This is a genomic window from Gordonia polyisoprenivorans NBRC 16320 = JCM 10675 (genome assembly GCF_000241325.1).
Taxonomy (GTDB): domain Bacteria; phylum Actinomycetota; class Actinomycetes; order Mycobacteriales; family Mycobacteriaceae; genus Gordonia; species Gordonia polyisoprenivorans.
On sequence record NZ_BAEI01000006.1, the window covers coordinates 17676 to 37660 of the forward strand.

Genomic DNA, 19985 nt, shown 5'->3' on the forward strand with positions numbered 1-19985 from the left:
CAATGGTGATCGGCGGCGCGTCGGGTATCGGAAAGGCCACCGCGCGAAGGCTGCACGAGGACGGCCATCGCGTCGTCGTCGCCGACGTCAATGCCGATGCCGCGTCCGCAACTGCCGCCGAACTGGGCGGTACCGCGACCGCGGTGCACCTCGATGTCACCGACGAGGCTTCTGTCGCTGCAGGATTCGACGGACTCGACGACCTCACGATCGTCGTCAACTGCGCAGGGCTGTCGATGCCCGGAGCGCTCACCGAACTGGAGTTGTCGGCGTGGCAGACGACCGTCGATGTCTGCCTGACCGGCACCTTCCTCGTGCTCAAGTATGCGGGACGCCATGTCGCCCAGGGTGGTTCGATCGTTTGCGTGGCCTCGCTGAACGGCCGGCAACCCGGTGCCGGGATGGGGTCGTACTGTGCGGCGAAGGCCGGGGTGCTGATGCTCGTCGAGGTGGCCGCTCTCGAACTCGCCGAACGAGGGGTTCGCGTCAACGCCGTCTCGCCCGGACTCGTCGACACCCCGCTGACCGCCGGTATCGCCTTCGTCCCCGGGCTGACCGAGGAGTACCTGGAGAACACGCCGTTGGGTCGGGCGGGTACTCCCGAGGACATCGCCGCGACGATTGCGTTCCTCACCTCCCCGGCGTCGGGGTGGATGACCGGTGCCGCAATCGATCTCAACGGCGGCGCGCACCTGCAGCGCTATCCGGACGTGTTGGGTAAGGTGCGGGCACTCGCAGGCGGGTAGGTCCGGTGTTCGGCGAGGGTCAACCCCGCGGCAACGGGGCCCCGACCTCGCCGGAGTCGCGTCGCAGGACGCGCAACGAACCCTCCGCGCGGACCTCGGTGAACTGTCCGGTCTCCAAGGCCTGGCAGTAGATCTCGTAGGGGGGACGGCCGCCGTCGGCGGGATCGGGGAACACGTCGTGGATCAGCAGCGCGCCACCGATGCGCACCCACGGTGCCCACCCGTCGAGGTCGTTCTGCGCGGCCTCCATCGAATGGCCGCCGTCGATGAACACGAAGTCGGCGGGTTTGCCCCAGGCCCGGGCCGCGACGGTCGACGGTGCGAGCATTCCGATCACGGTCTGCTCGAGGCCGGCGTCGAACATTGTGCGCCGAAAGCGGGCCGAGGTGTCCAGCGTGCCCGAATGCGGATCGACGAGAGACTCGTCGTGGTACTCCCAGCCGGGCTGGTGTTCCTCGGAGCCGCGGTGGTGATCGACGGTGACGATCACCGCCCCTGCCGCCTCGGCCGCCGAGCCGAGGAATACCGTCGACTTGCCGCAATAGGTGCCGATCTCCACGCCGACCTTTGTCGAATCCGGTTGTGTCAGATACTCACCGGCGATCTCGAACAGGGTTTGCGCCTCGTCGAGCGGCATGAAGCCCGGCGCGTCGTCGGCGACCTGACGACGTTCGGGTGAGGGAGCGGAGAGCGGCTGCGATGCCGGCGAGGCGGTCATGAAAACCGATCCTAGGGCATCTCTGCGGTTACCGACCGAGCGATTGTTCTCCCCGGCGTAGGGTGGACAACCATGAAAGCTCAGGTGCTCACCGCAGAGTCCGGACCGTCCGCCCTCGAACTGACCGACGTCCCCGATCCGACGCCCGCCGAGGGCCAGGTCCTCGTCGACATCAAGTCGTGCGGGATCTGTTTCCCCGACCTGCTGATGAGTCAGGGAAAGTACCAGCTCCGCATGCCGACGCCGTTCACGCCCGGCACCGAGGTCGCAGGCGTGGTGCGCCAGGCTCCCGAGGGGTCCTCGGTGAAGGTGGGCGACAAGGTTCTCGTCGCGTCCATCGTCGGCGGCTTCGCCGAACAGCTGACCGCCTCGCCCGAGCAGCTGCTGCCCCTGCCCGAGGGGCTGACCTTCGATCAGGGCGCCGCGCTCGGCATCAACTATCAGACCGCGCTGTTCGCGCTGAAGTTGCGCGCACAGACCGCGCCCGGTGAGGTCGTCGGGGTGCTCGGCGCTGCGGGTGGCGTCGGGACCGCGTCGATCATGGTGGCCAAGGCGATGGGCGCCAAGGTCATCGCGATCGTGCACCGCAAGGGTGCCGAGGAATTGCTGCGCAGCGCAGGCGCCGACGAGGTCATCCAGCTCGAAGAGGGCTGGGGAGCCGAACTGAAGAAGATCGCGCCCGAGGGTGTCGACGTGATGATCGACCCGTCCGGCGGCGAGGTGTTCGACGAGGCGCTGCGCCAGGTCGCCCCCGACGGTCGGTACGTGGTCATCGGCTTCGCGGCCGGCGGCATCCCGACCGTCAAGCTGAACCGCGTGCTGTTCCGCAACATCGCCGTCGTCGGCGCTGCCTGGGGTGAGTACGTGCGCACCCACCCCGGTGTGCCGGAACTGTTGCACGACGAGCTGACCGAGATGATCGCCGCGGGGCTGAGTCCGCAGGTCAACACCACCTACACCCTTGATCAGCTACCGACCGCATTGACCGATCTCGCCGAGGGGCGGATCCTGGGGAAAGCCGTCGTCCACATCGCCGATTGAGAGGTCACCTCATGTGCCGCAACATCACCGAACTGCGCGGACTCGAACCCGCGGCGACCGAGGAAGAAATCGAGGCAGCCGCACGCCAATACGTTCGCAAGGTGAGCGGCATCCGTCATCCGTCGGCAGCCAACGCCGAGGTGTTCGAGGCGGCGGTCATCGCGGTGACCGCCGCCACGCGCACCCTGCTCGGTGAGCTCCCGGAGCGTCGCCAGCCGCCGAAAACCGTACCGCCGCTGCGGCGTCCGGAGGTCCGGGCGCGGATCGCGGCGCGGGGGTAGGGCTGCGGCGGGCATGCTCATATGGCGCTTCTGCATCCCGGCCATCGATCTGGGGAAATAGCCGGCTGCTACTGCACGCCGAACAACTCCGCCGCATTCCGATAGAGGACCCCGCGTACCCAGTCGTCGCCCAGATCCAGCCGCACGATCGCGTCGAGGGCGTGGGTGTAGGTGTAGGGGATGTTCGGGAAGTCGCTGCCGAACAGGATCTTTGGTCCCAGGTCGGCCAGCCGGGGTCGTAGCTCGGGTGGGTACGGCGCGTCGGCCTCGGAGAAGTCGGTAAACGACATCGTGGTGTCGAGTCGCACATTCTCGAATCGTTCGGCGAGGCCGAGGAATTGCTCGTATTCCGGTGTGCCCATGTGGGCGACGATGAGCGGCAACGACGGGAATCGCTTGAGGAGCCGGGCGATGGGATCGGGCCCGGTGTAGGTGCCCGGTGCCGGCCCGGAGCCGCAGTGGATGATCACCGGGACCTGCGCGTCGGCGATCTGCGACCACACACCGTCGAGCAGCGGATCCAGTGGTGAAAAGGCGCCGACCTGGATGTGGCACTTGAAGACCCGGGTGCCCGCGGCGATGGCCTTCGAGACGTAGGCGGTCGCCGGCTCCTCGGGGTAGAAGGTTGCGGTGTGAAGACAGTCGGGGTGGTGGGCGGCGAAGTCGGCGGCCCATCCGTTGAGCCACTCAGCCATGTTCGGCTTGTGTGGATACACGAGTGACGAATACGCGCGAATACCGAAAGCCTGCAACGCAGCCACCCGGACGTCCTCGTCGGCTCGGTAGGTGATCGGCCATTCGCGTCCGACGAGCGGCCCGGCTGAGTCGAAATACGCCCACACCTTGTCCATCACCGACCGCGGCATGAAGTGGGTGTGGACGTCGATCAAACCCGGCAGTCCCAACGTGCCCCAGATCGAGCGGACCCGTTGTGCCTCAGCCTCGCTGAACGGTGTCGGCGCGGACGGATCTTGCTCGGGAACGACGCTGTTCATGCATCGACGGTACCGCGCGTGACGTTACGGGTCACGGAGAGTCGATCACCGTGCGTTCCCCATCGAGATGACCGCGGTTCGCAATGTCAGTCCTGCGTGTGAGCGGGGGAGTGGTCCTTGGACGCGCGCGGCATGCGCCCGGTCCAGTCGCGGGGAACGATGAACACGCCCTCGGCCTCGACGGTGACCCCGTCGGTGTCGGCGAGGGTGCCCCGGACGGTCTTCTTGCGGCCGTCGCGACCGACGATCGACGCGCGTGCGGTCAGCGGTCCCAGTGGCGTCGGGCGCAAATAGCGCAGCGAGATCGTCCCGGTGTAACACGGCACGTTGTCGACGCTGGCGGCCTCGCCGAGTACCTGATCGAGGATCATCGCGGCCACTCCGCCGTGCACATGACCACCGGGTCCCTCATAGGCGGCACCGAGGGTGAACTCGGCGGACACCTCGTGCCCGTCGTGGCGGGTCCGCAACGGAGGCGCGATGGCGTTGCGCACGCCGACAACCGAATTGCCCCACGGCATTCCGACGAAATCCGGCGTGTAGCGAACGCCGTACGGACCGTCGATCTGCTCGGCGCGCAGGGTGTCGACGATGGCGTCGATCCGCTCGCGCGCCGCGGCCACCACGTCGTCGGGGACCTCGGTGCGAATCACCGCATCGATGAGCTGGCGCACGGAGTCCGTCAGCGGTTCATAGATCGCGCGGCGACGGGCGATCTCGTCGTCGGAGATGTCCTCGAGGGTGAACTGCATGCGGCGACTCCCGGGTCGTGCCGGCCCTGGTGAACCGCGGACCGAAACCAGACTAGAACGTGTTCTAATCTAGCGGAAGGCGTCGGCGTCGGCCACCAGATCGATGCGGGCATCGGCGATCACTTCGGCGCGATCATCCGGGCGGACAAAGCCGGCCTCGATCGCTGTGTCGGCCGCCTCGGTGTAACGCTTGAGGTAGGTGTCCTGGTCAGGGTAGAGATCGGCGATGACCGTCGGCGGCAGGGGCGTCGTGACGCCGAACAGCACACAAATGCGGGGCACGTCGTCCTCGACCACGCCACTGAGGATCTGGGTCGGTACGTCCACGCACGGAGTGCGCACGCCGTCGCGCGCATTGCCCACCTGGTCGAGTTCGAACCGGTGGCCGTCCCCGGCGTCGACGACCAGCAGCGGGTCCGCGACCGGGGGCTCCGACTCCTCGTCGACCCACGACCGCAAATGGTGCAACGCCGAACGCAGCACAAAGCGCTGCTGACCGCGGTTCACCGGCGCCGGACAACCGAGCATCGATTCGTACTCGCCGATCTGAGCGAAATCGGCATGCGACGTCCCGGCCATCTCCCATACGCGCAGCAGTGACGAATCCGGTTGTCGGGCTTGCACATACTGAAAGTTGGTGAGAACGTCGGTCTCGGTTTGCACGACGAAGACCGGAACGGTCAGATCGGTGGATATTCGCACGGGCAACCCGCGATAGGCCTCGGTGATGTCGGCGGGACCGCCGGCCTCGCCGAGCGGTAGCGCTCCGAGCGATCGGCTGTGAATCAGAATCCCGTGAAAGACGTTGTGCAGGTCGACGAAATGATTCGCGTAGGTAGTCAGTGCCATGGCCGATTGGGATTCGCCCGCGGCCAGTAGTCGGCGCACGGTGAGCCCGGCCAGCGGATGGCCTTCGGTATGGTTCGCGGCGAGTGCGCCACCGATGGCGCCGAAGATGTCGTAGCTGTAGCCGTCACCCGGGTGGCGCAGTGACCCGTATCGATCGGTGTCCTTGTCGGCGAGACGCGTGGGCGTGTCACCGTCGTCCATTCCGACAGATCCGGCACCGCCCTCGATGCCGGTGTACTGCGCCGAAACCCCCACCCAGGCACACCCCGATCGGACGATCTCCGGCGCGAGGTACGTGTACTCGGGTGCGGCGTCGGTTCCGCTGGACACGTTGAACCACTCGACGACGACGTATCCGTTGAAATCGGAGTCATTCTCGGGGCGCCGCACCAGGATTCGGGTGGTGAACTCGGCGGAGTCGGCTTCGGCAATGTCTCCGGACGAGGTGCTCTCGAATCGGCGGGCTCGTCCGACAGCAGCATATTCGCGCTCGTCATATCGGTGGGCTGTCAGGTTCGGACCGGGGCTGGCGCTGAGGATGTTGTGACCTTTTCCGCCGGTCAGTTCGATGAAGGTCACTCGTGACGACATCTTTCGACCTTAACCCTCGTCCCCCGTTCGACGTGGTCTTCCTGATGTTTGACGTCGACGTCCTCGAGACGTCTTCCCCTGATGGTCGAGCAACTCGCCCTGCCCGATAGCCGGAACCTTCCCCCGACGCCCCAGGCACCGGGCCTTCCCGCCCGATGCCCCAGGCACCGGGCCTTCCCGCCCGATGCCCCAGGCACCGGGCCTTCCCCCGACGCCCCAGGCGCCGGGCCTTCCCGCCCGATGGTCGCACCCCCCCGACAATCGAAGACCTTTCCTCCCGATGGTCGAGGTGCGAGCCGCGTGCGGCGAGCCTCGAGACCCGGCGAGACAACCAGCCTCCCAACCACATCCACCAACCACAGCGAAACCCGCACCCCTACCACACCCCACCGACAGAAAACTGCCGCCAGCCCACCAACGAAACCCGTTGTCCACAAGCACCTTTCCCTCCACCGAACTGTCGAATACCCTTGCCATAATTCATATGTTCGAGTATGGTGGAGTCATCACACCGATCAGCCACCGGGGAGGGGCCCATGATCGACACCACCGAAGCTCTTGATGCCGAGGCGGTTTTCGCCGGGATTGTCACCCAACTCAGCGACCTGCAATGGAATCCGGACATGACCGGGCCACAGGCCTTCGGCGCGATGAAGCAAGTCCTTCTGTTGCGCAACCTGGTTGATCACCACGCCACCACCCTCACCGGCGAGATGGACCGGCTGGGCGTGGCCGACCACAAGACCACCCGACTTCGGGAGTTGTTGATCAGCATGGGTTTCGCACCGGCCGTCGCTTCGCGATACGTGCGGATGGCTGCCACCACCGATGTCGACCTGTTGTTGGCGCATGCAGCGGACGGGTCCATCTCGTCCGAACACACCGACGCCATCGTGCGCGGGTTGGCGCACATCGACACCCGATGCCCCGAACCCCTCGACACCGTGCAACGTTGTGAATACCTGCGGAAACTCCTGTCGCACTACTTCGCCGGCTTCACCCCCGCCGAGATCAACCTCTACGCACGACAGTTGGGCAACGAACTGGCCGCGGAGACTCCTGGCGGTTTACCTGCCGCCGAAGACAAGAGAATCAACTCCTACACCGACCGCATCACCGACGACGGACGGCTGGAGATCTCGGCGAACCTCGACATCATCGCCGGCGAGAAAACCAGAACTCTGATGGAAACCTTGTCGGCGCCCAAGCCCCAGCCCGACGGATCCCCGGATCCGCGGACACCCGAACAGATCTGCGCCGCGGCGTTTGAAACGATCGTCGAACTCGCGGCACAGGGATTGGCGGACACCACATTCTCGGCCAAACCCACCAACGGGTTGTTGTGGACGTGGTCGGCGGACAACCCCGCGCTCGGCGGCGATTTGCAGAACATGGGTCCGATCACCGAAGCCACCGCCAAGTTGTTGTCGTGTGACACCACGATCACCAGAATCATTCTCAACCCCGACGGCGTACCCCTCGACGTCGGACTCAAAGAACGGCTGTTCACCCCAGGACAACGCAAAGCACTACTCGTCCGTGACCGCGGGTGCATCAAATGCGGTGCACACGCCGGACGCTGCCAAGCACACCATGTGCATCACTGGGCCGATGGTGGTCCCACCGACCTCGATAACGGTTGCCTGCTGTGCAGCAGCTGTCATGACGATGTGCACCACCACGGCTGGGACATCATCATGGGATTCGACCGACACCCCTGGCTGATCCCACCCGCCAGCATCGATCCGCAACGACGACCGGTGCCGTCGTATCACCGACGGACCATGCGACTCGACGACGTAGCAGCCTGACCCACGCTGCCCCCAACCTGATTCCTTGCACCGGCATCGCCGGGACCGCATCTGTTGTTTGAGAACTCCATAGAGAAATACCCCACCCGATGGTCGAGGTGATCGCGTGCCCGTGGACCGGATACCCATCGGTGCAACGGGTCTCGAGGCCCGGCGCCGGGGGCGCCGGACACCTCGACCACCGGGTGGGGAGGGTCCGAGTACCCGATCATCGGGCGGGAAGGCGTCAGTATCCTTCCGTGGCGAGTCGTCACCCCCCGATGGTCGAGGTGTGAGCCGCGTTCGGCGAGCCTCGAGACTGCCTGCGGCAGAGCTGGAACCGGATCACGGAGGACCGGATGCCGATCGTTGCAACGGGTCTCGAGGCCTCGTCCATCGGGGTGGGAACACCGTCGGGCGGGAGCGCGTCAGCGTCCTTCGATGGTCGGTTATTCCTTCTGGGACTTGCGATGGTTGTCGATCACCTTGCCGAACATGAAGTGCATCTTGGTGCCCAGGGGCCAGCCGACGTAGTAGCAGAGGAACAGGGAGATCTCCTCCAGCTGTTCCGGTGTCAGTTCGCCATTGGCCAGCGCCGAGGACGCCTGGATCTCGGCGACGTCGATCTGGCCGGACTGCGCAAGGGCACCGAGGAGTAGGAGTCGGCGGTCGCGGATGGAAAGCCCCTCGCGGGACCAGACTTCGCCGAACACCTGATCAGCGGTGTGGGCGAAGTAGTCGCCGGGCCCGTCGGACATCTCCCAGCCGTAGACCTTCGACATCATGTCGAGTGACTTCTGGCGCTGCTCGGACGTCATGAGAGCTCTCCTTCGTGGTCGTGGTGGGGGACGCCGAGCGCCTCGGCGAGGTCGCGGCGTGCCAACCGACCGAGCGGAAGATCGACGCCCAAGTGATCGGCAAGACCCAATGCCAGCGTGAGATCTTTCTCGCCCAGGGTTCGAACCGATGTGAAGATGCCATACCAGAAATCATCCGGTGCGATCTCGGCGGTGTTGTCGCGCAGCATGATTGCGCCGGCGCCGCCGGTGATGGCATCGGTGTGGCGGACCACTTTTCCCAATTTCACCAGGTCGATACCGGCTGCCTCGGCAAGGCGGGCGGCCTCGGTGGTTGCGGTGAACGAGATGAAGTGGAGCAGGTTTCGCGCCAGTTTCATCTTCGTGCCCGCACCGACGTCCGGACCGGCGTGGACCACCATGTCGGAGGTGAGCGCGAACGGTTCCTTGATTCTCTCGTAGGCGTCGCGCGGGCCGCCGACCATGATCGCCAAACGGCCTTCGGCGGCGCCGGCCGCGCCACCGGAGATCGGGGCGTCGAGCACTGTCACGCCGCGCTCGGCGGCAGCGGCAGCGAGATCGACTGCCGTCTCCGGAGCGATCGTCGAGTGCACGGTGATGATCGTTCCCGGAGCCGCGGTGCTCAACAATCCGCCGTCGCCGCTGACGACTGTGCGGACCTGCTCGTCGTCGAGCACGCAGACCCCGATGACGTCGGTGCGAGAAGCCAGGTCTGACAGCGATTCCGCGCGATCGGCCCCCTGATCGACGAGCTTGGCGACGGCGTCCTCGGACAAGTCGAACACCGTCATCCCGCCGGCCCACTTGGCGAGGCTGCCGGCCATCGGGCCACCGATGTTTCCCAGCCCGACATACCCGAGCCGCAGAGAGCCGGCAGCGTCGGTGCTCACGACCGGATCACCTGCCCGCCGTCGACATTGAAGATCTGGCCGGTGATCCAGCCGGCCTCGTCGGACAACAGGAACAGGCACATGCCCACCAGATCCTCGGGTGTACCGAAGCGCTTGAGGGGCAGGCGGTTCACGATGTCGTCGACCATCTCCTTCGGTGTGGTGCTGCGCGTCGCCTCGGTGTCGATGGGGCCGGGCGCAATGGCGTTGACCCGGATGTTCTGACCGCCGAGCTCGGTGGCCAACTGTTGGGTGAGCCCGTTGACCCCCACCTTCGCGAGGCCGTAGAAGCCGCTGTACAACCATGCCGCGGTGGAGGATTGATTCACGATCGCACCACCATCGGTCATGTGGGAGTACACCGCGCGGGTGACGTTGAGCGCGCCGTCGAGATTCACGCTCATGAACTTCTTGTAGTAGTCCCATGGGACGGTGATCAAGAAGTCCAGCTTCATCCCGCCGTAGATCGCTGCGTTGTTGACCAGACCGTCGATCCGGCCGTACGTGTCCACGGTGGCCTGCGCGAGTGCGGCCGCCGAGTCGGGGTCGGAGACGTCGGTGTGGACGTAGCGTCCACCGATGTCGGCGGCGACCTTCTCGCCGGCCTCGTCGTTGAGATCGGCGACGACCACATTGGCGCCCTCGCCGGCCAGTGCTCGTGCGTAGGCCTCGCCGATGCCTCCGGCGGCGCCGGTGACGATGACGGTCTTGTCGGTGAATCGTGAAGAAGTCATGTGCTGCTGCTCTTTTCGTTGAATGATGAGGTCAGGCGGGTCGGGCGACGGCCTTGGTCTGCAGATACTCCTCGAAGCCGGCGACGCCCATCTCGCGGCCGATACCCGACGCCTTGTAGCCGCCGAAGGGCACGTCGGCGGAGTACCAGATGCCGCCGTTGACGGACATGGTTCCGGTGCGAATGCCGTTGACGACCTTGTTGATCCGATCCTCGTCGGTACCCCACACCGCTCCGGAGAGTCCGTACGGAGAATCGTTGGCGATGCGGATGGCGTCGTCGTCGCCGTCGTGGGGGAGGATCACCAACACCGGCCCGAAGATCTCCTCCTGCGCGACCCGGGACGAATTATCAACCCCGGAGATCAACGTGGGTTCGACGAAGAATCCGGTGGGCTTGTCGGTGGGTCGTCCGCCGCCGATCTCGATGGTGCCACCCTCCGCACGTGCGAGTTCGATGTAGGACTCCACACGCTGACGTTGTCGAGCAGAGATCAAGGGCCCGCAGATGGTTCCGGGGTCGGTCGGGTCGCCCGCGGCGAGTCCGGCGAGGCTGTCGCGGGTGGCGGAGATCGCTTCATCGAGTCGTTCGCGCGGGACGAGCAGTCTCGTGGTGATGGCGCATCCCTGCCCGGCGTGGGTGACCACGGCGAACGCGGCCATCGAGCACGCGGCCGCGAGATCGGCGTCGTCGAGGACGATGAACGCCGACTTCCCGCCGAGTTCGAGGAAGACCTTGGTGAGCGATTCCGCGGCAGCGGCCATCACCTTCTTACCGGTGGCGGTGGACCCGGTGAAGGACACGACGTCGACGCGCGGGTCGCTGCCGAGTTGGGCGCCCACAGCGTGATCGCTGGAGGTGACGATGTTGACGACGCCGGGCGGGAAGTCGGTTTCCTCGGCGATCACCTTGCCGACGAGTGCCGCACACCAGGGGGTGTCAGGAGCGGGCTTGAGGACGACCGTGCATCCGGCGGCAAGTGCCGGCCCGATCTTGGCGAAGTTGATCTGGTGGGGGAAGTTCCACGGCGTGATCGCGCCGACGACGCCGGCCGCCTCGCTGCGCACCTCGCGATGGTTCTTCAGACCCATCGGCTTGGCCTCGCCGAGATCGGTGGTCCACGAATAATTCTCGGCGAGGTCTGCAAAGTAGCCGAGGTCGTTGATCGGTCCTTCCAGCTGCGGCCCGTGCGTCAGGAACACCGGGCAACCGACTTCGGCGACGGTGATATCACGCAGCTCGTCGACGTGCGCGAGCAGGGCGTCGCGCAGCTGCCGGAGGCAACGCGCGCGAAATGAGTGGTCGCGGGACCACGGTGTTTCGTCGAAGGCGCGTCGGGCGGCGGCGATCGCGGCATCCATGTCGGCGGCGTCGGCGTTGGCCGCCTTGCCGATCGCGGCCTCGGTGGCTGGGTTGATGACATCGAAAGTGCCACCCCCGCCGGGGATCAGCTTGCCGTCGATGAGTAGATCCGAGGCGGATACGGGTCTGAGTGACATGAACTGGAACTCCATCTGGACAGGTGTCTGGACTCAAGTTCAAACCTAGTGTAGCGTCGGTCACATGTCCAGCCCCGTATCCCAGGAATCGACCCGACGGCGACTCTCCGCCCAGCAGGCCGAAACCGTTGCCCGGCTGACCGACGCCGCGGTGGACGTGCTCAACGACGAGGGCTTCGACGGGTTGACGGTTCGGGTGGTCGCCAAGCGGGCCGGTGTCGCGCCCGCCACCGCCTACACGTACTTCTCGTCGAAGAGTCACCTTGTGGCCGAGGTGTTCTGGCGCCGACTTGCCGACGGCGTGCCCGACCCCGATCCGGCGCTCGACCCGGCCGACCGGGTGGCCGCCGTGCTGCGCGATGTCTCCCTGGTGGTCGCCGGCGAGGGCCAACTCGGCGGCGCGGTCACCGTCGCACTGTTGGGCACCGACCCCGACGTCGAACACCTGCGTCTGCGCATCGGCGGATTCATCCGCCAACGTCTGGCCCAGGCGCTCGAGGTGGACCCGGAGAACCCGGGGCCGGTCGTCGACGCGCTGGAGATGTTGTACGCCGGCGGGCTCGTGCACGCCGGGATGGGCCACCTCAGCTACGAGCAGACCTCCGAACGTCTGGTCGCCGCCGCCCACCTGCTGATGGAGAAGCAATCGTGATGATGGAGCACACCCGATGACCGACGCCGTTGCCGTGGCCGGGATGCAGGAGCACATTCCGTTCGATCCGTACGCCTATGGCTTTCATGAGGATCCGTATCCCACCTATGCTCGCCTGCGCCGCGAGGCGCCGGTGTATTACAACTCCGAGTTGGATTTCTGGGCGCTGGCCCGGCACGCCGACGTGCGCAGTGCGTTTCGTGACTCGGTGAACCTGTCCAACGCCTGGGGTGTGTCGATGGACCCGGCGTCGTACGGTCCGGACGCACACAAGTCGATGTCGTTTCTGGCACTCGACGACCCCAAACACATGCGCATCCGCAAACTGGTGAGCAAGGGCTTCACCCCGCGCCGCGTCAACGACCTCTCCGGCCGGATCACCGCCCTGACCCACGAACACTGGAGCCGGTGCCTCGACAAGGGCGAATTCGACTACGTCGCCGACTTCGCCGGGCTGCTCCCGATGGACGTCGTGTCGGAGTTGCTCGGCGTCCCCGAGAGTGACCGGGCGTTCCTGCGCAAGCAGTCGGATCTGCTGCTGCATCGCGAGGAGGGGGTGCTCGACGTCCCCGAAGCGGCCGTGTACGCGTATATCGAACTGCACAAATACTATTCGGCGTTGATCGCCGAACGCCGCACCAACCTCGGCGACGACCTCGTCTCGGCACTGCTCACCGCCGAGATCGACGACGAGTCGGGGGACAAGACGGCGCTGTCCGACGACGAGATCGTCGGATTCATGGTGCTGATGGTGGTGGCCGGCAACGAGACGACCACCAAACTGCTTGCCAATGCCCTGTATTGGGCCTGGCGCAATCCCGACGAGATGGCGCGTGTCATCGCCGACCCCGACCTGGTACCCGACTGGACCGAGGAGACGCTGCGCTACGACAACTCGACGCAGATGGTGCTGCGCCGGGTCGCCGCCGACGTCGACTACGGCGAGCACACCATCGCCGCCGGTCAACGGGTGTTGCTGCTGGTCGGTTCGGCCAATCGCGACGAGGACGTCTTCGACGACCCCGACCGCTACCGGATCGGCCGGGACTGCGGTCAGGCGCTGATGAGCTTTGGCATGGGCACCCATTTCTGCCTCGGCGCCCACCTGGCGAGGTTGGAGGCCAACATCGGGCTGACCGAGGTGGCCCGGTCGATCCGATCGGTCGACATCGACATCGAGAACGCGGTGCGTGTGCACTCGGTGAACGTCCGCGGCTTCGCCGAACTCCCGGTACGAGTGACGGTGCGCTGATGGCCTTCCTCCCGCACCCTGCCCGACGCCCGGTCCTGGTGGCCGGCGCATCCTCCGGTATCGGCGCAGCCACCGCCGAATGGCTGGCGGCACAGGGACATCCGGTGGCCTTGGCCGCGCGCCGTGTCGACCGTCTCCAAGAGCTCGCCGACAAGATCACCACCGCAGGCGGGGAGGCCGTCGCGGTGCCCCTCGACGTCACCGACGAGGCGTCGGTCCTCGAGTGTGTCGCCAAGTCGCAGGCCGCGATCGGTGACCTCGAGATCGTCGTCGCCGGCGCCGGCGACCTCGCCGTCGGTTTGTCGTACGAGATCTCGCCTGTCGAGTTCGCCGATCAGATCAACATCCACCTCACCGGCGCCTACCGCCTCTACCGCGCGGTCATCGGCGGCATGATCGAGCGGACGCGCGGGGACTTCGTGTTCATCGGATCCGATGTGGCACTGCACCCACGGCCGTGGTCGTCGGCGTATGTGGCCGCCAAGTCCGGCATCGACGGTCTCGTCGCGACCATCCAACTCGAACTCGAGGGCACCGGCGTGCGCGCCGGGGTGGTGCGGCCGGGCCAGACCCTCACCGGCATGGGCATGAATCTCGACCAGAAGACCACCGAGAACATGCTCAACGACTGGATCACGCACGGATTGGCGCGGCACGGCAATTTCCTTGCCCCGGAACACATTGCGCAGGCGGTCGCGGCCATGGTCGCGATGCCGCGCGGCGCACACATGCGTGCGGTCGAGGTGGAGGCCGAAGGCGCCATCCCCAAGAGCAAACTCCCCCCGAAAGGATCCGACCAATGACCACCCTCACGACCCCGAAACGCGTGTCCGGCGGCGACGGTGAACACGGTCATCTCGACGAGCTCGCCACCGACCCGATCGGCCTGTTCTGGCGGGTTCGCGAGGAGTGCGGTGATGTCGGGCAGTTCCAGCTCGCCGACCGTGAGGTGGTGCTCGTCTCCGGTGCCGCGGCCAACGAGGAGTTCTTCCGCGCACCGGAGGAGGATCTCGACCAGGCGGCCGCATACCCGTTCATGACACCGGTTTTCGGTGAAGGGGTGGTGTTCGACGCGAGTCCCGAGGAGCGCTCCAAGGCGATTCACAACTCGGCGCTCAAGGGCGCGCACATGAAGCAACATGCGGTGACGATTCCCAACGAGGCCGAGCGCATCATCGCCGGATGGGGCGATGAGGGTGAGATCGATCTACTCGAGTTCTTCGGCGAGCTGACCCTCTACACCTCCTCGGCGTGCCTGATCGGCCGCAAGTTCCGCGAGCAACTCGACAAGCACGTCTCCGAACTGTTCCACGACCTGGAGAAGGGCACCGACCCCATCGCCTACGTCGATGCCCACGCCGACATCGAGAGCTTCCGACGCCGCGATGCCGCGCGCGCCGAACTCGTCGAGTACATCCAGGGCGTGATGGGAGAGCGCGTTGCGAACCCGGTGGCGGACAAAGAGGATCGGGACCTGATGGACGTCCTGATCCAGGTCGGCTTCGACGCCGACACCATCACCGGCATGTTCATCTCGATGATGTTCGCCGGCCACCACACCACCCAGGGCACGGCCGCGTGGACCCTCATCGAGCTGCTGCGCAATCCCGAATACCTGCGTCGCGTCTACGACGAACTCGACGAGATCTACGGCGACACACCACCCGGCGAGCGCCCCGAGTACACCTTCGCCCACACCCGGCAGATGCCGTTGCTGGAGAACGCGCTGAAGGAGGCGCTGCGTCTGCATCCGCCGCTGATCATCCTGATGCGATTGGTGCAGAACGATTTCCACATCGAGGAATTCGAGGTGAAGGCCGGTCAGACGATCGCGGTCTCGCCTGCGGTGTCCAATCGGCTGGCCGACGACTTTCCCGATCCCGACACCTTCGACCCGGATCGCTACCTCAAGCCACGCCAGGAGGACTTGGTCAACCGCTGGACCTGGATTCCCTTCGGCGCCGGCCGACACCGTTGTGTGGGAGCGCAATTCGCGATCATGCAACTCAAGGCGATCTTCTCGGTGCTGTTCCAGAACTACGAGTTCGAGATGGCCCAGCCCGCCGACAGCTATCACAACGACCACTCGAAGATGGTGGTGCAGCTTGCGCAACCGTGCCGGGTGCGCTACCGCAAACGGGTCCGGGATACGGAGTCGTGATGCGCATCGAGATCGATCTCGACCTGTGCCAGGGCCACGGGATGTGTGAGATGGAGGCCCCGGAGGTCTTCGTTGCGCACCGCGATCACGCCGAGATCCTCGACAAGGAGCCCGACGAGAGCCTGCGCGAGCAAGTACTCGCCGCCGTGCAGTACTGCCCGACCCAAGCATTGAAAATCATCGACGACGACAACGAATGACGAGGACCTTTCATGCCCTTCGATCGTGCCGAACTGGACGAGATGAAGCAGCGTTGGCTGCAGGCCAACATCGACGCCGAGGCAGCCGGCGACTGGAAACCGTTGGCGGAGTTCTACACCGAAGACGCCACCTACGGCTGGAACTACGGCCCCGACAAGGATTTCATGGCCGTCGGGCGCGACGAGATCCGTGAGATCGCGCTCGGACAGGAGATGGAAGGCCTCGAGGGCTGGACCTACCCGTATCAGGAATGGGTGATCGACGATCAGACGGGCTCGATGATCGGACTGTGGAAGCAGATCTATTCCGGCACCCGCGACGACGGTTCCCACTATGCGCTCGAAGGCATCCAGGGGAGCTGGTTCAAGTATGCCGGTAACTTCCAGTTCTCCTGGCAGCGTGACTTCTTCGACTACGGCAACGTCTCCGCCCTGTTCATCGAGATGCTGAAGAACAATGCGATGAGCGACGGCATGCTCAAACGGATCGAGAAGGCCACCGGCGATCAGCCGGGCTGGTATCCGTTCGGCAAGGCGCCGGTGCCCTTCTGGTGACCTGAGCCCATGACCGATACAGCCCAAGAGATCCCGGCCCGCACCTACTCCGATCTGTCCGGCGACCAGCTCGCCGACCTCATCCCGGAGCTGCTGTTGTCGGGGCAACTCATCGATCGCAGCGGGATGGCTCACCTCATCAGCGCCTTCGGCCGGGACACGATGGCACAGGTGGCCATCGAGGAATGGATGGCCGCGAGTCCGGTCTACACCCACCGGATGCGGAGCGCGTTGGGTATCGACGGTGACGGCGTCGAGGACATGTTCAAATGCCTGCAACTCGACATCGGGGCGCCCCCGCAGTTCATGGACTTCCGCTACGAGGTCACCGACCACCACCACGGCGCGTTCGTGCTGAATCACTGTGGCGCGCTGATGGATGTCGAGCCGCTCGGCGACGAGTACGTCACCGCGATGTGCCACGACATCGAGGACCCGACATTCGACGCGACCGCGATCGCCACCAATCGGCGGGCCCGCATCCGGCCGATCCATCGGCCGCCGCGTCGTCCGGCCGACCGGCACCCGCACTGCGCGTGGACGGTGACGATCGAACCCGACCGTGACGAACTCCCACTGCCGGCCGACGCCGAGACGATGTTCACCACACGTGCCGCGCAGATCGAGCTGGTGGCGATCGATCCGGACGCCGACGACGGGTTCGTCGACTATCGCGGACCGCTCGTCGCGGACCTGCAGTTCCGGGAGTGGTCGCACTCCGCGTTGGCGCGAATCGCCGAAGAGGTTGCCCTCCAACACCAATTGCTCGCATTGGGTTTCTGGACGAGCGTGCGTCGCCACGCCGACTCCGACGAGCAGGCGCGCGAGATCTTCGGCAAACAGTTCACCGGCATCGCGGGGTTGTCGGCGGATCGGTTGCGGCGGGCGCTGCGGCTGGGAACCGACGCCGCAGCGCTCGCGCAGGTGATCGCGTTGGTGCCGGTGCTCGGACCCCGCCGCTACACCGGCATCGAGGTCGATGTCGTGGGGGACGAGGTCGTGGTGACGATCCCCGGCGAGTCCGACGCACGGACCGACGGCGGATGGATCACCCTGCTGACCCACGACCGCATCGAACCGCTGCGCGCGATCGGTGTGGCCGTGGACCCGAGGTGGGTGGTCACCGAGTGCGCACGTACCGGGAGCACGTCCACCGGCAGCGGGCTCAGTGTGCGGTTCGCGCTCGGCGACGTCGAACAGCCCGAGAGCGGCGAGGTGGCGATCACCCGGTTCAGTTCCGGCGCCGACTTCGGCTTCACCGACCGCGGCCGCTCGGTCCCGGTCACCGCGCTGCCGATCACTCCGATCACCAGCGGGGTGTGATGGTCGAACTCGATCTGGCCGGCCGGGTGGCGATGCTCGCGGGTGCCACCCGGGGTATCGGCCTCTCGGTGGCGTACGCACTCGCCGGGCGTGGGGTCTCGCTGGTGATCAACGGACGCGACGACGAGGCCGTGGCCGCGACCGTCGAGGAGATCGTCGGCGGTGGTGGGCAGGCGGTCGGGGTGTGTGGGCCGGCCGGACACGCCGGCGTCGTGGAGAAGATGGCCGACGCCGCGCTGTCCGGGTTCGGTGCACTCGACATCGCCATCAACTGTGCCGGGATCGCCGAGCCGCCGGGGTCGACGGTCCTGACGATCACCGAGGACCAGTTCCGGGAACAGATCGACGCTCACCTGATGAGCGCGTTCCACGTCACCTCGATCGCCGGACGGGTGTTCGCCGAGCAGCAGTCGGGATCGATCGTGCTGACCGGCTCGGCCGCGTCGCTCGGAACCTTCGGTGGCAGTGGATATCCCGCCGCGAAGGGTGGGGTGAACGCACTCGCGCTCGCCGCGGCCGGTGATCTGCGCGATCTCGGTGTGCGCGTCAACGTCGTGATGCCGGGAGCCAAGTCGCGGTTGTCGTCGGGGCCGGAGTACGTGCGGCACATCGAAAGCCTGCATGAGCGGGGCATTCTCGACGAGTTCACCCGAGATGCCGCGCTCGATCCGGCTCCACCCGAGTACGTCGCACCGCTCTACACCTTCCTCGCCAGTGTGGCCGCGTCGGAGATCACCGGTCAGATCTTCAGCGCCGCAGGTGGTTTCATCGGACGATACGATCCGCACCAACCCACCTTCGTCGCCTATCGGGATCACGGCGCCACCGCGCCCTACGACATGAGTGAGCTCGCCGACCTGCTGACCTGACCGAGTGTGGTTGATCCCGGTGAGACTCATTGCTAGTTTCGTCTCATGACCGCTGTGGTGCCGCAGGATCTCCAACCACCCCGCCGATTCCGGGCGTCACCCGACCGTGGCCGGCGGATCGGGCGGCCGTTGCGCGCGTATTGGCGCCTGCGTGAGCCGACGGCCGAGGAGATGTCGCTGCTCGGCCGGCGGCTGATGATGCGCGACGAACCGGCGGCGGCGCTGGTCGCGGCGATGCGCCTGCCGCGGGAGCATCCTGATCGCGTCTCGATGCGCGCGGTCCACCGGGCCCTGCAGGACGGTGTCCCCGCCGACGCCCCCACCGCGTTGCGCGAGTTCTTCGCCCGCGTCGAGGCCACGCCGTCGTGGGTCGATCCGGAACTCGTCGAGTATGGCGCACAGGTCTTCCGGCGGTTCGGACGCAACGCCAACGACGTCCTGCTCGCCCTGTCCCTGATCGGCGGTTACCGCTTCGGCGGGCCGGTTGACCTGCTCGCCGAGACCGGCGGGCTGTCCCGCAGTACCGCGACACGCCGGCTCGGCGAGACCCAGACGTGGGCGATCGCGGTGGGCGCACCCGGCGGCATGGCCCGCGACGGCGACGGGTGGAAACTCACCGTGCACGTCCGGCTGATGCACGCGTTGGTCAACGAGGCCTTCGAGAAGAACGGGCGCTGGGATGCCACGCAGTGGGGGCTGCCGATCAACCAGACCGATCTCGCCTCCACCCTCAACCTCTTCAGTGGCGCGCTCATGATGGGCGTGCGATCCCTCGGTGTGCCCGTCGACGCCGAACAGTCCCGCGCGATCATGCACCTGTGGAAGTACGTGGGCTGGCTCGTCGGCGTCGACGAGGACTGGTTGTTCGACCACGAACGTGATCAGCATCAACTCAGCTATGCGATCCTGTTGTGCCAGACCGGGGTCACCGACGCCGGAGGTGAGTTGTCCAGGGCGTTGGTCGACGCGCAATCCGAACTGCACTACCGGCACACTCCCGATCTCGCCGCGCGCTATACGCGGGAACGGTTGCTGAGCATGCTCGAAGGATTCCTCGGGCCCCGTGGCATGCGGGATCTCGGACTGCCGCAACGCCTTCCGTGGGCATTCGGTGCGGCGTGGGTGCGCAACACCGTCGGCCATCGGGTCCTCGGCCGGACCCCGGTGGCCGACCGCTACCTCGAATGGCGCGGACGCCGGGCCCGTGAACTCGCGACCTACCGGCACTTCGGCTCCGCCGATGCCGACATCGGTGCACTGCCCGTGTGAG

The 19985-nt window shown here is 66.2% G+C and carries 21 protein-coding genes; 13 read left to right on the plus strand and 8 right to left on the minus strand.

The window, feature by feature from the left end; translation table 11 throughout:
- The first annotated feature begins 2 nt into the window (after positions 1–2).
- A complete protein-coding gene (locus GOPIP_RS01805; protein ID WP_006367790.1) occupies positions 3–746 on the plus strand; it encodes an SDR family NAD(P)-dependent oxidoreductase in 744 nt (247 codons plus the stop codon).
- Positions 747–765: 19 nt separating this feature from the next.
- Here the strand turns inward: GOPIP_RS01805 and GOPIP_RS01810 are convergent, their stop codons facing one another.
- On the minus strand, positions 766–1464 hold the full coding sequence (locus GOPIP_RS01810) for a class I SAM-dependent methyltransferase (RefSeq protein WP_006367791.1): 699 nt from the start codon (positions 1462–1464) through the stop codon (positions 766–768).
- 72 nt (positions 1465–1536) lie between these two features.
- Between GOPIP_RS01810 and GOPIP_RS01815 the strand changes: the two genes are divergently transcribed.
- Together GOPIP_RS01815 and GOPIP_RS01820 are read left to right on the plus strand one after the other, a co-directional pair.
- Positions 1537–2505 carry an NADPH:quinone oxidoreductase family protein gene (locus GOPIP_RS01815; protein WP_006367792.1) on the plus strand — a complete coding sequence of 323 codons (969 nt, stop codon included), beginning with the start codon at positions 1537–1539 and terminating at the stop codon, positions 2503–2505.
- 11 nt (positions 2506–2516) lie between these two features.
- Positions 2517–2786 carry a DUF2277 family protein gene (locus GOPIP_RS01820; protein ID WP_006367793.1) on the plus strand — a complete coding sequence of 90 codons (270 nt, stop codon included), beginning with the start codon at positions 2517–2519 and terminating at the stop codon, positions 2784–2786.
- Between the two features lie 68 nt (positions 2787–2854).
- On the opposite strand, the gene GOPIP_RS01825 is transcribed toward GOPIP_RS01820, so the two are convergent.
- The 3 genes from GOPIP_RS01825 to GOPIP_RS01835 all read right to left on the minus strand — a co-directional run bounded on the left by GOPIP_RS01825 (position 2855) and on the right by GOPIP_RS01835 (position 5973).
- Entirely contained in the window at positions 2855–3781 is a 927-nt protein-coding gene (locus tag GOPIP_RS01825; protein ID WP_006367794.1) for an amidohydrolase family protein, read from the minus strand.
- Positions 3782–3867: 86 nt separating this feature from the next.
- Entirely contained in the window at positions 3868–4533 is a 666-nt protein-coding gene (locus tag GOPIP_RS01830; RefSeq protein WP_006367795.1) for a PaaI family thioesterase, read from the minus strand.
- Positions 4534–4602: 69 nt separating this feature from the next.
- Positions 4603–5973, minus strand: coding sequence for an alpha/beta hydrolase domain-containing protein (locus tag GOPIP_RS01835; protein WP_006367796.1), 1371 nt, complete (start codon positions 5971–5973; stop codon positions 4603–4605).
- Positions 5974–6509: 536 nt separating this feature from the next.
- Here GOPIP_RS01835 and GOPIP_RS01840 point away from each other — a divergent pair.
- Positions 6510–7784, plus strand: coding sequence for an HNH endonuclease (locus GOPIP_RS01840; protein ID WP_006367797.1), 1275 nt, complete (start codon positions 6510–6512; stop codon positions 7782–7784).
- 428 nt (positions 7785–8212) lie between these two features.
- On the opposite strand, the gene GOPIP_RS01845 is transcribed toward GOPIP_RS01840, so the two are convergent.
- Genes GOPIP_RS01845 through GOPIP_RS01860 form a run of 4 tightly spaced genes read right to left on the minus strand, consistent with a single transcriptional unit; the run spans position 8213 to position 11703 of the window.
- The gene (locus tag GOPIP_RS01845) at positions 8213–8581 is read right to left on the minus strand and encodes a carboxymuconolactone decarboxylase family protein (protein ID WP_006367798.1); all 369 of its coding nucleotides are present in this window, start codon (positions 8579–8581) and stop codon (positions 8213–8215) included.
- Positions 8578–9471, minus strand: coding sequence for an NAD(P)-dependent oxidoreductase (locus tag GOPIP_RS01850; RefSeq protein WP_006367799.1), 894 nt, complete (start codon positions 9469–9471; stop codon positions 8578–8580). Before GOPIP_RS01850 ends, GOPIP_RS01845 begins: the two co-directional genes overlap by 4 nt.
- Positions 9468–10205 carry an SDR family oxidoreductase gene (locus GOPIP_RS01855; protein WP_006367800.1) on the minus strand — a complete coding sequence of 246 codons (738 nt, stop codon included), beginning with the start codon at positions 10203–10205 and terminating at the stop codon, positions 9468–9470. Before GOPIP_RS01855 ends, GOPIP_RS01850 begins: the two co-directional genes overlap by 4 nt.
- Positions 10206–10236: 31 nt before the next feature.
- A complete protein-coding gene (locus GOPIP_RS01860; protein ID WP_006367801.1) occupies positions 10237–11703 on the minus strand; it encodes an aldehyde dehydrogenase in 1467 nt (488 codons plus the stop codon).
- Positions 11704–11767: 64 nt separating this feature from the next.
- Here GOPIP_RS01860 and GOPIP_RS01865 point away from each other — a divergent pair, with 64 nt between their 5' ends.
- Genes GOPIP_RS01865 through GOPIP_RS01905 form a run of 9 tightly spaced genes read left to right on the plus strand, consistent with a single transcriptional unit; the run spans position 11768 to position 19984 of the window.
- On the plus strand, positions 11768–12355 hold the full coding sequence (locus GOPIP_RS01865) for a TetR/AcrR family transcriptional regulator (RefSeq protein ID WP_006367802.1): 588 nt from the start codon (positions 11768–11770) through the stop codon (positions 12353–12355).
- A gap of 16 nt (positions 12356–12371) precedes the next feature.
- Positions 12372–13607 (plus strand): cytochrome P450, encoded by a 1236-nt coding sequence (locus GOPIP_RS01870; RefSeq protein ID WP_006367803.1) that lies wholly within the window; start codon positions 12372–12374, stop codon positions 13605–13607.
- On the plus strand, positions 13607–14410 hold the full coding sequence (locus GOPIP_RS01875) for an SDR family oxidoreductase (protein WP_006367804.1): 804 nt from the start codon (positions 13607–13609) through the stop codon (positions 14408–14410). The genes GOPIP_RS01870 and GOPIP_RS01875 overlap by 1 nt, the downstream gene beginning before the upstream one ends.
- Positions 14407–15768, plus strand: coding sequence for a cytochrome P450 (locus GOPIP_RS01880; RefSeq protein WP_006367805.1), 1362 nt, complete (start codon positions 14407–14409; stop codon positions 15766–15768). The genes GOPIP_RS01875 and GOPIP_RS01880 overlap by 4 nt, the downstream gene beginning before the upstream one ends.
- Positions 15768–15968: a ferredoxin gene (locus tag GOPIP_RS01885; protein ID WP_006367806.1), complete on the plus strand. Its 201-nt coding sequence runs from the start codon at positions 15768–15770 to the stop codon at positions 15966–15968. Before GOPIP_RS01880 ends, GOPIP_RS01885 begins: the two co-directional genes overlap by 1 nt.
- Before the next feature lie 12 nt (positions 15969–15980).
- Positions 15981–16523 carry a nuclear transport factor 2 family protein gene (locus GOPIP_RS01890; RefSeq protein ID WP_006367808.1) on the plus strand — a complete coding sequence of 181 codons (543 nt, stop codon included), beginning with the start codon at positions 15981–15983 and terminating at the stop codon, positions 16521–16523.
- Between the two features lie 9 nt (positions 16524–16532).
- On the plus strand, positions 16533–17846 hold the full coding sequence (locus GOPIP_RS01895) for a hypothetical protein (RefSeq protein WP_006367811.1): 1314 nt from the start codon (positions 16533–16535) through the stop codon (positions 17844–17846).
- Positions 17846–18715 carry an SDR family NAD(P)-dependent oxidoreductase gene (locus tag GOPIP_RS01900; protein ID WP_006367814.1) on the plus strand — a complete coding sequence of 290 codons (870 nt, stop codon included), beginning with the start codon at positions 17846–17848 and terminating at the stop codon, positions 18713–18715. Before GOPIP_RS01895 ends, GOPIP_RS01900 begins: the two co-directional genes overlap by 1 nt.
- Positions 18716–18760: 45 nt before the next feature.
- Entirely contained in the window at positions 18761–19984 is a 1224-nt protein-coding gene (locus GOPIP_RS01905) for an oxygenase MpaB family protein (RefSeq protein WP_006367815.1), read from the plus strand.
- The last annotated feature ends 1 nt before the right edge of the window (position 19985 follow it).

Bases quoted from the DNA above. Each gene is read 5' to 3' on its own strand.
- GOPIP_RS01895 (WP_006367811.1), top strand. From the start codon at position 16,533: ATGACCGATACAGCCCAAGAGATCCCGGCCCGCACCTACTCCGATCTG.
- GOPIP_RS01855 (WP_006367800.1), bottom strand. From the start codon at position 10,205: ATGACTTCTTCACGATTCACCGACAAGACCGTCATCGTCACCGGCGCC.
- GOPIP_RS01865 (WP_006367802.1), top strand. From the start codon at position 11,768: ATGTCCAGCCCCGTATCCCAGGAATCGACCCGACGGCGACTCTCCGCC.
- GOPIP_RS01900 (WP_006367814.1), top strand. From the start codon at position 17,846: ATGGTCGAACTCGATCTGGCCGGCCGGGTGGCGATGCTCGCGGGTGCC.
- GOPIP_RS01845 (WP_006367798.1), bottom strand. From the start codon at position 8,581: ATGACGTCCGAGCAGCGCCAGAAGTCACTCGACATGATGTCGAAGGTC.
- GOPIP_RS01870 (WP_006367803.1), top strand. From the start codon at position 12,372: ATGACCGACGCCGTTGCCGTGGCCGGGATGCAGGAGCACATTCCGTTC.
- GOPIP_RS01825 (WP_006367794.1), bottom strand. From the start codon at position 3,781: ATGAACAGCGTCGTTCCCGAGCAAGATCCGTCCGCGCCGACACCGTTC.
- GOPIP_RS01875 (WP_006367804.1), top strand. From the start codon at position 13,607: ATGGCCTTCCTCCCGCACCCTGCCCGACGCCCGGTCCTGGTGGCCGGC.
- GOPIP_RS01905 (WP_006367815.1), top strand. From the start codon at position 18,761: ATGACCGCTGTGGTGCCGCAGGATCTCCAACCACCCCGCCGATTCCGG.
- GOPIP_RS01835 (WP_006367796.1), bottom strand. From the start codon at position 5,973: ATGTCGTCACGAGTGACCTTCATCGAACTGACCGGCGGAAAAGGTCAC.
- GOPIP_RS01840 (WP_006367797.1), top strand. From the start codon at position 6,510: ATGATCGACACCACCGAAGCTCTTGATGCCGAGGCGGTTTTCGCCGGG.
- GOPIP_RS01810 (WP_006367791.1), bottom strand. From the start codon at position 1,464: ATGACCGCCTCGCCGGCATCGCAGCCGCTCTCCGCTCCCTCACCCGAA.
- GOPIP_RS01820 (WP_006367793.1), top strand. From the start codon at position 2,517: ATGTGCCGCAACATCACCGAACTGCGCGGACTCGAACCCGCGGCGACC.
- GOPIP_RS01880 (WP_006367805.1), top strand. From the start codon at position 14,407: ATGACCACCCTCACGACCCCGAAACGCGTGTCCGGCGGCGACGGTGAA.
- GOPIP_RS01815 (WP_006367792.1), top strand. From the start codon at position 1,537: ATGAAAGCTCAGGTGCTCACCGCAGAGTCCGGACCGTCCGCCCTCGAA.
- GOPIP_RS01885 (WP_006367806.1), top strand. From the start codon at position 15,768: ATGCGCATCGAGATCGATCTCGACCTGTGCCAGGGCCACGGGATGTGT.
- GOPIP_RS01890 (WP_006367808.1), top strand. From the start codon at position 15,981: ATGCCCTTCGATCGTGCCGAACTGGACGAGATGAAGCAGCGTTGGCTG.
- GOPIP_RS01860 (WP_006367801.1), bottom strand. From the start codon at position 11,703: ATGTCACTCAGACCCGTATCCGCCTCGGATCTACTCATCGACGGCAAG.
- GOPIP_RS01830 (WP_006367795.1), bottom strand. From the start codon at position 4,533: ATGCAGTTCACCCTCGAGGACATCTCCGACGACGAGATCGCCCGTCGC.
- GOPIP_RS01805 (WP_006367790.1), top strand. From the start codon at position 3: ATGGTGATCGGCGGCGCGTCGGGTATCGGAAAGGCCACCGCGCGAAGG.